The 15,913-nt window shown below is 50.2% G+C and carries 8 protein-coding genes; 1 reads left to right on the forward strand and 7 read right to left on the reverse strand.

The features are described 5' to 3' along the window. Positions 1-57: 57 nt before the first annotated feature. Positions 58-708 carry an SDR family NAD(P)-dependent oxidoreductase gene (locus ACSHX2_RS08080; protein WP_435692322.1) on the forward strand — a complete coding sequence of 217 codons (651 nt, stop codon included), beginning with the start codon at positions 58-60 and terminating at the stop codon, positions 706-708. 26 nt (positions 709-734) lie between these two features. Here ACSHX2_RS08080 and ACSHX2_RS08085 read toward each other — a convergent pair whose 3' ends face one another. From ACSHX2_RS08085 to ACSHX2_RS08115, 7 genes are all read right to left on the reverse strand, one after another. Next, on the reverse strand, positions 735-1,502 hold the full coding sequence (locus tag ACSHX2_RS08085) for a hypothetical protein (protein ID WP_435692324.1): 768 nt from the start codon (positions 1,500-1,502) through the stop codon (positions 735-737). Between the two features lie 343 nt (positions 1,503-1,845). After that, positions 1,846-2,598 (reverse strand): hypothetical protein, encoded by a 753-nt coding sequence (locus ACSHX2_RS08090; RefSeq protein ID WP_435692326.1) that lies wholly within the window; start codon positions 2,596-2,598, stop codon positions 1,846-1,848. Between the two features lie 209 nt (positions 2,599-2,807). Further along, positions 2,808-8,405 (reverse strand): Ig-like domain-containing protein, encoded by a 5,598-nt coding sequence (locus ACSHX2_RS08095; protein ID WP_435692328.1) that lies wholly within the window; start codon positions 8,403-8,405, stop codon positions 2,808-2,810. A gap of 79 nt (positions 8,406-8,484) precedes the next feature. Continuing rightward, the gene (locus ACSHX2_RS08100; RefSeq protein ID WP_435692330.1) at positions 8,485-11,184 is read right to left on the reverse strand and encodes a sulfatase-like hydrolase/transferase; all 2,700 of its coding nucleotides are present in this window, start codon (positions 11,182-11,184) and stop codon (positions 8,485-8,487) included. Positions 11,185-11,269: 85 nt separating this feature from the next. Beyond that, on the reverse strand, positions 11,270-11,929 hold the full coding sequence (locus tag ACSHX2_RS08105) for a PEP-CTERM sorting domain-containing protein (protein ID WP_435692332.1): 660 nt from the start codon (positions 11,927-11,929) through the stop codon (positions 11,270-11,272). Positions 11,930-12,319: 390 nt separating this feature from the next. Continuing rightward, the gene (locus tag ACSHX2_RS08110) at positions 12,320-15,103 is read right to left on the reverse strand and encodes a sulfatase-like hydrolase/transferase (protein WP_435692334.1); all 2,784 of its coding nucleotides are present in this window, start codon (positions 15,101-15,103) and stop codon (positions 12,320-12,322) included. A gap of 84 nt (positions 15,104-15,187) precedes the next feature. Then, positions 15,188-15,907, reverse strand: a complete 720-nt coding sequence (locus ACSHX2_RS08115) for a PEP-CTERM sorting domain-containing protein (RefSeq protein WP_435692336.1) — start codon at positions 15,905-15,907, stop codon at positions 15,188-15,190. Positions 15,908-15,913 lie beyond the last annotated feature (6 nt).

Consider the following 15,913-nt stretch of genomic DNA (forward strand, 5'->3'; position numbering starts at 1 on the left):
ACTCCCATTGAGTAGTTTTCGTTGGCCTATGCTAGAATCTACTAGTAGAAAATGTCTATGGCAAAACGTGCAGTGATCACCGGTGGACAAGGAGGCTTGGGAGAGGCTCTGCGGGTGCAGTTAGAAGCCGATGGTTATGTGGTGTTAGCTCCGGGTAGGGGGGAGCTAGATGTGACTTATAGCGCGTCGGTCGATGCTTTTTTTAAAGAAGCGGGAGAGATCGACCTGCTAGTCTGTAATGCAGGGAAAACGGAAGATGCGCTGTTCGCTAAGATGACTGAAAAAGCATGGGATTTAGCTATGGATGTGAACCTGAAGGGAGCCTTTCGCTGTGCCCGTGCGGTAAGTAAACAAATGCTTAAGCGCAGAACTGGCCATGTGATTTTTATCAGTTCCTACTCGGCATTTCACCCGCCATTGGGACAGGTGAACTACGCAGCGGCTAAGGCTGGTCTGGAAGGAATGTGCAAGTCACTCGCCCAGGAATGGGGTGGGCGTGGTGTACGAGTGAATTTGATAGTACCAGGCTTCATGGAGACGAAAATGACCCAAGTTTTACCTGATACTGTGCACGAATCAGCAAAGCAGAGGCACGTGTTAGGTGAGTTTAACTCCCCTGAAAAGGTCGCGCAATTTGTCTGCTTTCTTGATCAAGTAATGATGCAGACTTCGGGCCAGAATTTCAATCTCGATAGCCGAGTTTTGTGAGGACGCTTTCTACCGGAGCGCGCGCACTATTTTTTAGAAGTGATATTTTGATTTTTTAGTATGACGGTGACATCCCCTAAGCTGAGTAAAGCCCCTACGGATGGATCTGAAGTTGAAATAGCAGACGTTCCAGAAATGGGAGTCAGTGACATGAAATTTAACGCACCGAGGCTATTTTTTCCCTTTACGGGGACAGTGTAGTCAAGGGTGAGGAATCCCTTGCCTGAGGATTGCGCGGTGAAAGTGCCGATCTCGCTCGAGTTTTCAAAGCTGTTAGAAATAGTCGCTCCATTACCTTTATCTTTACCAGTTACTACTGAAATTTTGGTTGGACCAATTCCTTGTGCACCGCGTGCAGAGTAGAAAATAACCGAGTAATCTTGAAATTTAGGAAGTCCAGAGAAGGCAAAACTTACAGTTGGTGTGATGCCACTACGGTTACCAATGAAGAGTCCATCATCTATGGCTGAGGCTGGAATTCCTGAGAGTGCAGCAGGTTTGGAGCCCGTCCAACTAGCGTCCGACATGGCGTCTCCCCAGTTTGAAAGTTCTCCGCTCCTCACTATGACAGTTCCTGCCGGTGAGCCCTTTTGATCAACTAGAGGATAAGTTCCGAGTATGTTTTTAATAGAGTCGAGACCAGTGAGTCCCTTACCGTTAATCAAATTATAGTTACCTTTAGCATTGCCAGCTCCGCTTCCTAAGTCGATTAGGATAGGTGCGTCACTTGCTATTAGGGTGGGGATTACTAGTGAAGTAGCTAGGAGAGAGAGGAGGCAGGACGTATTTTTCATGTGCTGGTGTCGATAGAAATGTTCGTGGTAGAGTGATGTCCGCTGAAAATTGCCGAGTAGTCAATTGTGCTCACTGGACGGCGGTATCAGGGTCAGGTGCCTACGCAAGTAGTATAAAAGAGCGATGTAAAAAGCACATAGAGTGCTGATGGTCAATGTGAAACAAAAAACGATGTATCACAATAAATGTGTGCAGCGTGACTTTCGTTTATTTTATCGATCAGTTGTTTTTAGTAACTGAGATAGAGATCTAGGACTTCCTCATCGCTGAGCTCAATCGAGATAGTCGGATTTTGTGAGGGGGCTCAGTCGAATGAGGGTCTTACCTTTTAGAGGCGCTCTCTTACTTCTTTAGTATGACGGTGGCGTCCCCTAAGCTGAGTAAAGCCCCAACAGATGGATCAGAAATAGAAGACGGAACTGCAACAGAAGACGTTCCGGAAATGGGTGTCAGTGATATAAAATTTAACGCACCGAGGCTACTTTTTCCCCTCAAGGGGACAGTGTAATCAAGGGTGAGGTATCCCTTAGATGTGGATTGCGCGGTAAAAGTGCCGACTTCGCTTGAGTTTTCAAAACTGCTAGAAATGCTCGCTCCATTACCTTTACCTAGTACTACTGAAAGTTTGGTTACACCAATTCCTAGAGCTCCGCGTGCAGAGTAGAAAACAACGGAGTACTCCTGAAATGCAGGAAGTCCAGAAAAGGCAAAACTCATGGTTGGTGTGATGCCGTGGCGGCACCTGATGTAGAATCCATCATCTGTGGCTGAGGCAGGGATTCCGGCAAGTGCAGCAGGTTTGGAGCCAGTCCAACAAGCATCCGACTCGGCTTCTCCCCAGTTTACAAGGTCGTCGCTCTTCACTACAAGAGTTCCTGCAGGTGAGCCCTTTTCATCAACCAGAGGATAGGATGTTAGTATTTTTTTAATGGCATCCCTACCAGTGAGTCCATCACCATTGATCAAATTATAGTTACCTTCAGCTTTGCCAGCTCCGCTCCCTAGGTCGATGAGGATAGGTGCATCGCTTGCGGTTAGAGAGGGGATTAAGAGTGCAGTAGCTATGAGTGAGAGGAGGGGTGACGTATTTTTCATGTGCTGGTGTCTATAAAGATGTTCGTGGCTGGAAGGTCAGTCAATGGCGTTCACTACAGGGCTGCATAAGGGTGAGATGGCCATGCGTACTTTAAAGTAGTGGTGTGAAAAAATACATAGAGTGCTGGTGATCAATGTGAAATAAAAAAACGCTGCATCACAATAAATGTGTGCAGCGTGTATTTAGTTTATTCTATCGATCAGTTGTTTCAGTAACTGAGATAGAGATCTAGGACTTCCTCATCGCTGAGTTCGATATTCATTAACAGGACGTCATCCAATACGCCGCTGTAGCTGAAGCCTGAGACCTGAGCTCCTATGGCGGCAGTGTTGACTGTTCCAATGAGCTTAGACTTGCCAGTACCTGAATGCCAGAGTGCTCCATTGAGGTAGATCTTCATGTCACCAGTGGTGGCATTTTTGGTGAAGACCCAATGGTTCCAAGCCTCTTTATATTCGGCTGCGCTGGCAGTCTTGAAGATACGGTCATAGGAAGTGTTGTCATGACCGGCATCCCAATAGACTCGGGAGTTCCCCCAAGGTAGGTGGATATTGAGCAGACGGTTACCAGATGCATCTACGGCGTAGAATACCGAGTTGCTTTTCGGTAGGTCCGTATTGCCATAGGCCCACATCGAGATACTGACTTGGTCGCTGATGCTTGCAAATGCCTCTACTGGGAGAGTCACTCGTGAGCTAGTTCCATTGAAGAGCAGCGCGTCGCCATCGACACCAGTCATGGAAGAGCAATCTACGGAAGTTCCGTCAAATGCATTCCCAGTAACATCTGTCACTACTGTGCCAGAAGTGTCGTTCATGGCCCATTGAGCCACAACACCCTGGTTCATATTGACCGTGATTTCCAGTGTGGCAGTGGTACTGCTGTTGCCGTCAGACACTTCCACTGTCCAAGTGTTTAAGCTGAGGTCTCCAGCAAAAGGAGTACCGCTTAAGTCACCTGAAGAGGAAACAGTTAACCAGGCTGGGCCGCTTTGCTTGCTGTAAGTCAAAGCATTGCCTTCGAGGTCAGCTGCTGATCCATCAATCGTGGAGCTGTAGGCTAGACCGGCGGTGGCGTCCGCAGCTGTGTATGAACTCTCACTAAATACAGGTGTAGAATTTACCGATGGGTTATAGCCATTTTGGTATTCTTCGAGGTTGGAGATACCATCGCCGTCGCTGTCGACTAGTGGTCCATCTTCACCTAGGTTGTATGAAGCGGCCCATTGCGTATAGCTTCCCGACGGAACGACTTCGACTTCGAGGTCGAAATCGACATTAGCCACACCCCAGCTGGTAGAGCGAGTGCCGCCCCCTTCATCTGATGAGATGTAGAGTGAACCGCTGCCTACGTTGAGAGTGCCGGACTCCTGATTGGTCGCGAAGCCCATGCCTAGCAATTCTGTGCCAGAGCCGAAGATAGCTCGGTGCGAATTACCCGTACTCGAAGTTTGCTCCAAGCGGGCAGAGGTGAAGCCGCTTGAGAAAACGTTACCTGAGTTTTGCGTGTCTGTCAGAGATACAGCCATGTTTTCCGTCAGGAACTCTAGGCTTTCAGTAGTATTCATCTTGGAGTCGCCCACGACAAATCGAGCTCCAGAGAAGACCACGCTGGCAGAGGTCGTGCCTATCGTAGCCGAAGCCGTATTCGTACTTCCGTCTGTTGCAATTCCGACATCGGTCGAGCTACCGCTCCAACCCTTGACGCGCACATCGAAGGTCAGTGTGTCATTGGCCGAGTCTCCATCGTAATCTGTACCACTGTAGATCACAGAATAGAGGTAGTCATTGCCGTCTGCAGCACCTGTGACTGTTAGGTCTGTAGCACTCCCTTCAGCTGTCAGAGCATTGGCATCAAGTGAGGTGCCAAGGTCAGCAAAACTGAGTGGTAATACGCTTCCTTCGACCACTCTCATTTCAAGTGTGGCAGTGTCAGAGCGTCCAGTGGAATCGGTCACCTGGATAGTCCAGGAATTGGTTCCAAGGTCAGCAAGCTGTGGTGTGCCGCTGAGCGTGCCATCCGCAGTGGATGTCAACCAGGATGGACCGCTGAGTACTGTGAAGCTCAGAGCGTCACCATCTGGGTCGGTGGCCAATGTACCGAGAGAACCACTGTAAGGTCCTGAAGTGCTAGCGGTGGCAATGCTGTTCGTAGCCAGACTGAAGGTAGGGGAGTCTTCAGTTCCAGTTACATCAAACATCACAATACCTCTGAGGCTGTCGGTCGTACCATTGTTTACGGTGTAGACAAGGGAGTCAGTGCCGAAGAAATTCTCATTTGGCGTGTAAACAAGGTTTGGAGCAGTGCCACTGAGTGAACCATTGGAAGGTTGTGAGATCACTGAGTAGGTCAATGCCGCGCCGTTCGGGTCTGTTGCTGTGAGTTCAATGGCTAAAGAGCTATCTTCATCGAGCGACACGCGCGTTGAATGCGGACGTGGTGCGTGATCGCTAACAGTAAATGACCAAACATCGCCAGTCACCACTGAGTTGTCGGCTAGCACACAGTCAACACGCCAGAAATAAGCCTGGTCGTTGACTAAGTTTGTTGGGCTGTAGATGTTGTTGGTCTGACTTACAGCAAGCGCAAGGCTGTTAGCCGACGTTCCGAGATACACCTTATAGGAGACTGTATCTAGTCCTCCGAGCCACATTAAGTCGGCATCATACGGAGCGTCTTTTCTTTCATCTGCTGGATATGGGACAGTTGCTTGCGGATACTGGTAGCCAGGAATACTGTAATTCTCATCACCGTATTCGTAGGCTCCGATATCAGGAGCTGCACCATAATAACCAGCGGTTAGATCAACGCTTTCTCCATTGATGTCGCAGATGATAGTTTTCCCCTGATCGACAAATTCGACGGCATCCGCTTTGGGGCGGAAGTCGAAATTGTAAGGATCGCGCAGGATGTCGAGCATCCTTCTCGGCTCGTTCTGAGCAGCATAATTATTGGATGCGGTTCCTGGAACTGCGGATCCACCATCATTTCCAACCAATTTGTCGCCCGCATTGTTAGAGGTGAAGGAGTTTTCATTCCCACCCTTTTCGATCGAGACCTCGAAGTCAGCACGACCATGCACGGCGATGTTGTTATAGATCTCGTGATAGTCGCCTTTTAGCTTATACGCTGCACCGATCTGATTCACCTGCTTGGTGGTAGTCGCCATTGCCACATTTCGATAGAAATTAGCCTCGACCCCTTCCAGCGGGGTATTAGCGCCATCAAATCGATAATCGATTTCATAATTATCATAGGCCCAATTGTGGCGCCAAACGGAGCCAGCGAGTCCGCCAAGAGCACTGTAAAACGCAGTTCCGTCTTCCTGTAGACGCGAACACTTCTCGGTGTAATTATGCTCTAGGATGAATGGCTCGAAGCTTTCGTCTTCCTTGTTCCGCCCAAATCGGAAACCCGCAAAAGGCCCCGAGTTGATTAAGGTATTGCGGCGGAGAACTAGGTTCTGAGCCTGCGAAGTTTGGACTGCCGTGCTAATCACACAGGTGTAGTTGACATCTCTGAAGAGGTTATTTTCGACTACGGGGTCTTGCAAATACGAGCAAACGAGCGCTGCCGTATCAGAATAGCGGAAGGTGTTATTGTAGACGAGGAGGTCTTCACAATAATCATCGGTCGTCCCGCTCACCTGAGCTGGTTCTGGTGCCTCGATCGAGCCGAGTGCACGATCTGAAGCCGTATGATAGCGCAAGTCACAGTTCTGAATGGTAATGCCATCCGATGAAGTGAACTTGAACGCGGTAGCATGGAAGTCCAAGCCATCGAGCACGATGTTCTGAGTAGAGGCATCGCCTGTGATGGCAAACTTCTGAACCTTGCCAGAGATCGAGCGGCCATTCGGATTCAATCCATCGTCAGCCCAAAGGTAAAGGGTCTTGGTGGATTCATCATAGGCCCATTCTTGGGCGATATCGAGTATGGCACGCTCTGCATTATCGACACCACCTTCGAAGAAATACTCATCTGAGTGTCTGTAAATACCCGCACTTGGAGAATAGTTGAACTCATTAGCGCCAGACGTATGTGACGAGACTCGTGAGATGATGGTTTCGAAATTTCCGAAGTTAAACATGCCGATACAGCCTTCGAAAGAGACACCTGCATCGCCGATGGCATCTGCACCCACAATATAACCACGGGTTGATCCCGACTGCTTACTTGTGCGTGCGTGCCACATTTCATCTGACCAGACTAGAGCATTGGGGAAACGTGCGAGTGTCATGATTTGGTCGTCGACAAACAACTGAGTGACATCTTCTGTTAGTGTTGTCTTGTAGACATTTCCCTCGTCTAGCGTCCAGTTGGTGGTGATCGGTTTTGTCCCGTCGAAGGTTACCGTTTCACCATTGTAAGGAGTGATGGTAATAGGGTGCCCAGCTATGCCAGCGACGCCTGACAAATCTACTTCCTGATGGTAGTTGCCACCGCGGAGGTAAATTGTGCTTCCAGGTCCTGAGTTATCGATGGCTTGCTGGATGCTGGCGAGTGGTTGACCCACTGAGCCAGAGTTGGAGTCGTTGCCATTGGCTGCGACATAGAAATCACTACCCATAGCAAAGGTGTTACCGTGTACCGTGATTTTATCAATTGCCGCCAAGGTGTTAGCGGTTTTATTGGTTCCACGTCCCCACGCATAGATGCGGAATTCTGTGGCTTCGGTGAGATACTCAAAGTCAGTTCCTGTCAGGTTAGCTGTGAGTCCATCATAGACTCCAGTGAGACCGACTACATTGCTAATGGCAAAGGGACCAGCGACCAAGTTGCCAGCTGCATCGGTGATGGCGTACTCATCTACGGATGTTTCTGCCTTTTTTGTGGCTTTAAACGAAAGGCCATTCACTTGAAGTCCTGACCCTTGATTAGGCGTGAGGGTAAAGGCGACATAATGATCACTTTCCACTGCAAGCTCGAAGCTCGTTCTTGTGGCATCAGTCACTTGAATGCCGACCGCACCGACAGATGTGGTGCTGCCGAAATCAGCGCCAAAGGCATCGACTCCAGTGTTATCAGAAGCAGTATCGACAAAGGCGATGTCCATTGGCGATGTGAGAGCGCTTGCTGTCAGGTTTGACGCAAGAAATGTCACATCGCTGGGGTCTGTCGCCGTGCTGTCGAAATCATAGCCTACAAGGAGCGTGCTTTCGACGCTGCCATTGAGTACTACTTTATCGACAAAGGCGATAGTGCTAGCGGTATTTGTGGTTTCGCGGCCCCATGCGTAGAGTCGGAAGGTGGTTTCTTCTGTTAGGTTTTGATATTGTGGGTCAGACAAGTCGATACTGACGCTTTGGTAAGTGCCAATGCCGGAAGTAACTACTGTGGTGATCAATTCTGGGGAGCCGATCAGATTGCCGGATGCATCGGTGAGAGCGTACTCATCTACTGATGTCGCAGCCTTCATACCGACTTTAAATGACAGGCTCGTGAGATTTAACTTTTGGCCGAGCTCAGGAGTGACGGTGAAGGCGATGTAGTCATCGCCTGCAAGCGCGTTTTCGAAGCTACTGGTAGTGGCATCGATGACTTGGATGCCGATAGAGCCGTTGGTGTTTGGGTCACCGAGGCTATTGCCGTCAGCATCCAGGCCGCTATTGTCACCTGCGGTGGTGACGAATGCGATGTCCATTGGTGAGCTGATTTGGCTGGCAATGATTTTGTTGGCAACGATCGTTGCCGCGCTGAGGTCGGTGGCAGTAGCATTAAAATCATATGCTACGAGTATTTCCGCCTGGGTAAGCGGAGTCAGTGCCGACATCAGGGCACAGGTAAGTAAATGAGTGGGTTTCATTAGTTTGGTTTTTGGGTTATATGCACATTTACGGATTCCTAAATCCGAGGGCGTGCATCGGGTATCTCTAGCGTTGTTGCTAGGGATTGAGTTCGATCGTGAAGAATTCACGGTCTGCCGAGATGGGGATATCTAGGCTGGTTTTTGGGTCGCTCGAGTCAGCTGGCACGTTTGGAGTGTGAATACTCCAAGTGGAAGGGGGAGTGGCGAGGTCGAGGCTAGAGAGAAGGTCGAAAGTCAAACCTGGGGCGGAGGGCCAGGTGAGTGTGAGTGAGCCGTTAGGGTTTTGCTCACTATGTAGCTGGAAGGATTCGCTAGGGTTAAGCGGGTCCAGATTGAGGATGGTTTCTACGTAATCGTTGGTGCTATCATTATCAGTGTCGGAGTCATCGGCGCTTGTTTCTGTTAGGCTAACAAGTCCATTTGCATCGATATCTTCCTCTACGTCAGTGAGGCCATCTTCATCCGTGTCGACCAGACTGCGTGTGTTTAATGAGAAATCAATAAAAAATGGATCATCGACTAAATCTCGAGCGGGTATGGATACGCGTGTGGGGTTATGAGCTGGCCAAAGTGCGCCGAAGCTTCCCCATGATTCATTGAGTTCTTGCGCCATCGCTCTGGCCATGGTGAGGAGTTTCTCAGGGTTCGATGTGGCGAGATTGTCGGATTCATCTGGATCACTAGCTAAGTCGTAGAGCTCGAAGGATTCGTAGCCTGCGTCTTCATGGGTTTCAGAGTTCGCGATCGATTCTTCGATATGGTAGCGGTAAATGATTTTCCAGTCGCCCTCACGGAAGCAGGTGAAGTAGTTACTACGGTGTTCGTGCGGCATGTGGCGTAAGACTTTCTGAGGGCGGTGGGTGCCGGATTCAGCGCGCAGGTAGGGAGTAAGATCGTAGCCATCCATGGTGGAAGAAGATTGGTCAATCAATGACAAGACGGTGGGTGCGAGATCTTCTACGGTGACCATGTCGTGTTCCACGCTAGCAGCCGGAATAGTTAGACTCTGTTGGAGGCTGTTAGTAGCATCGGGTGTGGCCCATGTGAAAATGAGTGGCACGCGGATGCCGCCTTCGTAGGCTGATCCTTTTTTGCCACGCATTGGGAAGTCATCGAAAAAGGTGCCGAGAGGCCATTCTTCATCGGAAAGGGCAGGTGAGTCACTACCGTTGTCACCGAGGAAGATGACGAGGGTATCTTCCGCTACACCTAGGTCAGTGAGCTTGGTCATGATGGCGCCGACGGAGTTATCGACACTTTCCACCATGCTAGCGAATTTGGCGTGGTTTGCATTATAGGCGTCGCTGTAGTCACCGATGGCATCGCCCGCAGTGTAGAAGGCAGTATGGACATCTCGGTAGGAAACGTAGGCAAAGAATGGGCTTCCACTAGCCACAGCATTTTCAAGAGCTGTGTTCGTTTTAGTCGTCATGACGGTGGCTTTGACGAGTCCGTCATCACTGACGTCGAAGCCAATAGCAGTTGGGTTTTGCACATGGCTCATGTGGTCCTTACCTACCAAGAAGGTGTGATAGCCTGTGTCTTTGAGGAGCTGCGGGAGAGTGACGTCGGAGCCGTCCATCCCATGGTAGCGCCAGTTGTTTGGACCTCGGTGGGTCTTGATGCTGAAGGATCTATTGTCGATGGTGTCATATGCATTCAGATGGACGGTGACGCCGTGGCGCGGAGAGTTTTGACCCGTCATCAGGCTGACCCGTGTCGGGCTACACATCGGCATGGCGTAGGCCTGGGTGAACTTCATGCCATTTGCAGCAAGCGCTGCGATGTTTGGCGTTTGATAAAAGGTGTTAAACGCGGTGACGAGAGGCGTGCCGCTGTCATCATAGCTATTATAGGCGAAAGGAACCGAGGTGTCCATGGAGCCATAGTCGTCGATCAGAAAGATCAGCACATTTGGGCGCTCGGGGCCTACGCCGATTTGGAGCTGAGCCACATCGCTATCATCGTCCTCACTGGCGGTGAGTGTGTAGGTGGTGGTGGCACTTGGGGTGACGGAGAGCGAATTGGTGCCAGTGACATCAATCGCGCCTGGGTCGAGGGTGAGTGTGGTGGCATTGCTCACTGACCATGAGAGTGTGGTACTTTCTCCAGGTTGAATGTAGGAATCGCTAGCGGTAAAGGAAGTGACGATGGGTGTGACGCCGGGAATGATCTCGAAGCCGCAGATGGCCGAGCGAGAATCGCCGGAGTCGGGATTACCTGTAAGAGTGAAAGAGGTGCCGGTAAGGCCTGTAATGACGACAGTTTTGTCGTCGCTGAACGTTCCGCCGAAATAGCCAGAGTCGAGGATGGTGGCGGACTTGGTGCTGGTGCCGTCGTCGATGAAATAATCCATCGTGCGGGTGCCGCCGTCGTTAGAGTCGCCGTAGATGACGACTGAATAGCCTGTGGCGTAGCTTGCTGGTAGGTTGCTGACGCTGAGGGATTCACTTTGTTTAAAGCCAACCCAGGTTTCCATCATGACCCAGTCTTGGGATTCAGATTCCCAGCCAAGGGAGTTCGATTTGATGAAGCCCGCATTGTTGGAAAATGTGGCGGTGGTGGTGTTGCCGGAGGAGTCAACAAGGCTGACATTGGAAACTGTTTGGCCGATACTGTTATTCCAAGTCTCCGTGGAGCCTGTGACGACTGAGCCATCCGGACGTGAACTCATACCTGCCGCAATGGCGCTGGTTTCGTGGATCGCTACTTTGATCTGGGCAGAGAGAGAAGTAATGGAGGCGAAGAAAAAGAGGAGAGAATGGTTGAGCTTCATAGGTTTTTAGGTAGAAAAAGCCGGAAAGGAATCACTTCCCTCCCGGCTCAAAAAATAACAGTTGTGATTATCGAAATCGACGAGCTTATGCGCGGCGACGACGAAGGATCAGAGCAAGACCACTGAGTCCAAGAAGAGCTGTGGAAGAAGGCTCTGGAACTGCGGCAACAGCGTCGATACGGAAACCATCGAAGTTGGTTGTGTCGGAATAGGTGTAGGTGATTGAAGATACACCGTTAATCGAGAATGTTCCCCAATCTGATTCACTGTATGGAGCGCCGCTGCCAGCAACGTTATCGCCATTGTTGTCGGCAAATTTACGTGCGTTACCGATCGTAAATGTGTTAGTTCCTAGGCCACCTACGACGTTGACTCCCGCGTTGGCTCCAGCACCATTACTGTTCGTTAAATCAAGGTCGCCAGCACTGTATGACCAAGTACCAGCATTTGCGATAACTTCGGCACTGTTGCCTACGGTTCCATCGAAGTTAACAGCTTGGTTCACTTCTGAATTGAAGATGCTAAGATTGACGGCGCCACCTGTAAAAGTGATTGTGAATGAACCTCCAGTATTGGTAGAAAACCGGAGATCATTTCCTGAGGGATTAGAGAGATCACCAGTTACCGTGTAAGTGATGCCTGATCCATCACCGAGTGCGACGTCAGTACCTGTGAGTATATAAGCTGCATTAGCTGAAATAGCTGATCCAACGAGAGCTACCATTATTGCTTTAATTTTCATCATATTGTTAGTTTGTGATTTTAGTGAGTGCCGTACACGATACACGCAAACGGGTTCTCATTAAGAAAGAGCGCAAGTGGGACATGTGTGACAAAGAAAGTGTCTTTTTTTTAAATAACTGTATGGCTAGGTATTTATCTCACAGAGAGTACTGTAGAGGATTGCTCAAGAATCGGGGTGCATGAGTGGGAGTTTAGTGCGCCAAGACTGGCATTTTTTTCGCATCACTTGAAGCTACGGTGGACTCCGCGGTATCAAGGAGTGGGTAAAATGTCTGTATTTTACGTAGAATCACTACCAGTCAGGAAAGCACCCAAAAAAGCAAATGCTACAGCTGAGAGGATGTAGCATTTGCCAGTGTGTTGGATGTTTTGTGGTGATGGAGTGAATGTTTTATTGAGATTCCGGGGGCTTGAGCTGGATGGAGAAAAACTCTCGGTCGAGGTCCATCAAGATGCCCCAGCTGGTTTCTGCTTCGGTAGAATCTGCGTCGACATCTAAATAGAGCGGTGTCCAGCTTGAGATGGGTGTGGCTAAATCAGGGCTGGATAGGATATCGAATGTTAAGCCAGGTGCGGAGGGCCAAGTGAGAGTCAGCGTGTCTTCGGCTGATTGCGTAGCGCGCACTGTAAATGCCTCATTCGGGTCAAGCGGGTCTAAACCTAAGCGAGTTTCAGTATAGTCGTCCGTGTTATCGTCATCCGTGTCAGAATCATCTGCGCTGGTTTCGCTTGTGCCGAGCAGGCCGTCTGCGTCTTGGTCTTCCTCGGCGTCGGTAAGTCCATCGTTATCGGTGTCGACGGTGTCTCTTCCATCGACATCAAAGGGGATGAAGAAAGGATCGTCTTCTAGTGGTCTTGCAGGAACGGCAACTTGAGTAGGGTTGAGTGTGGGCCAGAGTTTGCCGAGATCACCCCAGGAATTGTCCAATTCTTCTGCCATTGTGCGCGCCATGGTGAGCATTTTATCAGGTTGCGCAGAGGACAGATCGTCTGATTCATCAGGGTCGGATGCGAGGTTATAGAGCTCAAAGGAGTCGTTGTAGAAGCGATAGATTAATTTCCAGTCGACCTCGCGGTACCATAGGAAGTAATCGCTGCGGTGTTCGTGGGGGACATAGTTGATGAGCTTTTGTGGCCGGTGCGATCCCGCCTGACCGGTGAGGTAAGGGCTGAGGTCATGTCCATCCATGAAAGGAGTTTCGAGTCCACAGATAGAGAGAACTGTAGGAGCGACATCCATGACGGAGACAATATCGTGCTCCACGCTATCTTGAATGATAGGTAGTACTTGCTGAAATGTGTTGTCAGAATCTGGTTTTGCCCAAGAAACGATGAGAGGAATGCGTGAGCCACCTTCGTAAGCGGAGGCCTTTTTACCTCGGATCGGGTAGTCATTGAATGTGGCCGATCCGATTTGCCCCTCGGCACTGAGTGCTGGTGAGTCACTACCGTTATCGCCCATGAAGAGGATGAGGGTGTCTTCCGCGACTCCGAGGTTCTCTAAGTGCTGGATGATGTTTCCCAAGGAGATATCAACCCCTTCGACCATGGTGGCGAATTTTTGGTGATTGGTTGAGACCGCTGAACTATAAGCTGAGGCATCGACTCCTGGGTTGTAGGTGAAGGGTGAATGAACCGCATAATAGGACATGTAGCTAAAAAATGGCACACCATCGCTGACTGCGTCGCTGATAGCGGTATTCATTTCCGTGGTGAGCGCATCTGTGAGGTAGGTTCCCGCGCCGTCGCCTGTGTAGGCTTCCATACCTGGCATCGCACGGGTTCCGCTCTCGAAACCTAATGAGGAAGTTGAAATGTAACGTGCAGGCTGACCCGAGGAGGATCCGGCGATGTTGACGTCAAAGCCGATGGCAGTAGGGTCTGCTGCATATCTTCCATTGCCACCGAAGTGTCCTTTACCACAGTGGATTGAGCGGTAGTTGGCAGCGGAGAACAGTTGAGGAAGGGTCACGTCTGTAGCATCCATCCCCATGTAACGCCAATTGTTGGGGCCGCGGTTGTTCTTTCGGGTGAAGGCGGTGTTATCGATGGTTCCAGCGAGGTTCAAATGCACCGTGATTCCGTGGCGCGGGCTGTTGTAACCGGTCATTAGGCTCGTACGCGTAGGGCTGCACACTGGCATGGCATAGGCTTGGGAAAATTTCATGCCTTTGGCCGCGAGAGCTTCCATGTTGGGTGTTTTATAGAAGTTGTTGAAAGCGGTTTGTACTTGGACACCCGCATCGTTGTGTTGGTCGTATACAAAGGGTACGGAAGTGTCCGTGACTCCAAAGTCGTCGACGAGGAAAATGATGACGTTCGGCACTTCTGGTCCGACACTTACGGTGATCTCTGCGGTATCACTTTCGGACTCGCCGGTAGCAGTGAGAGTGTAGTTGGTGGTTTCGCTTGGTGTTACAGCGAGGGAACTGGTGCCCGTGACATCAATATTGCCAGGATCGAGTGTAAGGGACGTTGCATTGCTAGCTGACCAGGTGAGCGTGACTTCAGTGCCTGATTGAACGTAGTGATCATCGGCTTCGAATGAGGAGATCGAGGGTATCGCTCCTGGAATGATCTCAAATCCACAGATAGCCGAGCGCGAGTTGCCAGTATTACCAGTGAGAGTGAAGGAAGTACCAGTGAGGCCAGTGATGGTGACCGTCTTATCGCTCGAGAAGCTGCCGTCGAAATAACCACCATCGAGGATGGTGCCGCTTTTAGTGCTAGTGCCGTCGTCGATGAAATAATCCATCGTGCGAGTGTTGCCGTCATTCGAATCGCCATAGATGACGACGGAGTAGCCAGCTGCGTAACTGGCTGGAAGATTGCTGATAGTAAGCGATTCGCTTTGTTTAAATCCTACCCAAGTTTCCATCATCACCCAGTCCTGGGATTGAGATTCCCAGCCGAGCTCATTTGATTTGATGAATCCGGCGGAATACGAGAGTTCTGCGGAGGTGGCGTCGCCAGAGGTGTCAGCAAGGCTGAGATTTGATCCACTTTGATCGATGGAGCTATTCCAAGTTTCTGATGAAGTGCTCACCACCGAACCATCTGGACGTGAAGTCATACCAGCTGTGATGGTGCTGTCTTCGTTTATGGAGACTTTTATCTGAGCATGTGCTGAGCTTATGCAGACGAATAGATAAAAGAGAGAGTGGTGAATTTTCATAGAGTTACTTTTTCAAAAAGCCGGGAAGAGATGATTCGCTTCCCGGCTGAAAAATGATGGATGAATGTGCCCCCGACTGGGAACTTAGGCGCGACGGCGACGAAGGATCATAGCGATGCCTCCAAGGCCGAGAAGAGCTGTGGAGGACGGCTCTGGTACGGTGGTGATTGACATGAAGTTAAGAGCTGTAGCTGTGTTTCCGCCACCAGATGAATAGGTGAGTGAGAGTTCTCCAGCAGCGGTTGTAGTGGCCACAAAAGTACCAACTTCCGAGTCGTTATTGAGGCTATTACTGATACTGGCGCCAGTACCTGATCCTACAGAAACTCCAATATCGGTAGCCGGTCCACCGTTGTTACCGCGTGCAGAATAGAACAAAACAGTATAAGCTTGGGACGCGTCTAAACCTGTGAAAGCGAAGGTGACAGTTGGCGTGCCGCCGTTGTTGTTCAAGAATAAGCCGTCATCGGTTGCTGTCGCTGCGATACCGCTTAATGCAAGAGGCTTGGAGCCAGTATAGTTTGCTCCAGAACCTGAGTCTCCCCAGTTCGCAGTCACGCCACTAGAGACCACTACTTGGCCAGCGGATGCCCCAGTGGTATTAATGAGGCTATAAGTCCCCTCAACTGTTGAAATGGAGCCTGAACCAGTGGCGCCGCCGCCGTTGATATTGTTGTAATTGCCAGTTGTAACGCCAGCCGCAAAGCCGAAGTCGATGAGGACGCTGGAAGCTTGAGTAGTGGTGGCAGAAGCGAGTAGAGCAACCGTTAGACTCGAGAGAATAGGGTGTTTTATTTTTTTCATTGAATC

This window comes from Rubritalea sp., assembly GCF_051252225.1.
GTDB lineage: Bacteria > Verrucomicrobiota > Verrucomicrobiia > Verrucomicrobiales > Akkermansiaceae > Rubritalea.

What these genes read in the sequence shown, in the direction of transcription:
- ACSHX2_RS08080 (WP_435692322.1), top strand. Translation starts at nt 58, where the DNA reads ATGGCAAAACGTGCAGTGATCACCGGTGGACAAGGAGGCTTGGGAGAG.
- ACSHX2_RS08085 (WP_435692324.1), bottom strand. Translation starts at nt 1,502, where the DNA reads ATGAAAAATACGTCCTGCCTCCTCTCTCTCCTAGCTACTTCACTAGTA.
- ACSHX2_RS08090 (WP_435692326.1), bottom strand. Translation starts at nt 2,598, where the DNA reads ATGAAAAATACGTCACCCCTCCTCTCACTCATAGCTACTGCACTCTTA.
- ACSHX2_RS08095 (WP_435692328.1), bottom strand. Translation starts at nt 8,405, where the DNA reads ATGAAACCCACTCATTTACTTACCTGTGCCCTGATGTCGGCACTGACT.
- ACSHX2_RS08100 (WP_435692330.1), bottom strand. Translation starts at nt 11,184, where the DNA reads ATGAAGCTCAACCATTCTCTCCTCTTTTTCTTCGCCTCCATTACTTCT.
- ACSHX2_RS08105 (WP_435692332.1), bottom strand. Translation starts at nt 11,929, where the DNA reads ATGATGAAAATTAAAGCAATAATGGTAGCTCTCGTTGGATCAGCTATT.
- ACSHX2_RS08110 (WP_435692334.1), bottom strand. Translation starts at nt 15,103, where the DNA reads ATGAAAATTCACCACTCTCTCTTTTATCTATTCGTCTGCATAAGCTCA.
- ACSHX2_RS08115 (WP_435692336.1), bottom strand. Translation starts at nt 15,907, where the DNA reads ATGAAAAAAATAAAACACCCTATTCTCTCGAGTCTAACGGTTGCTCTA.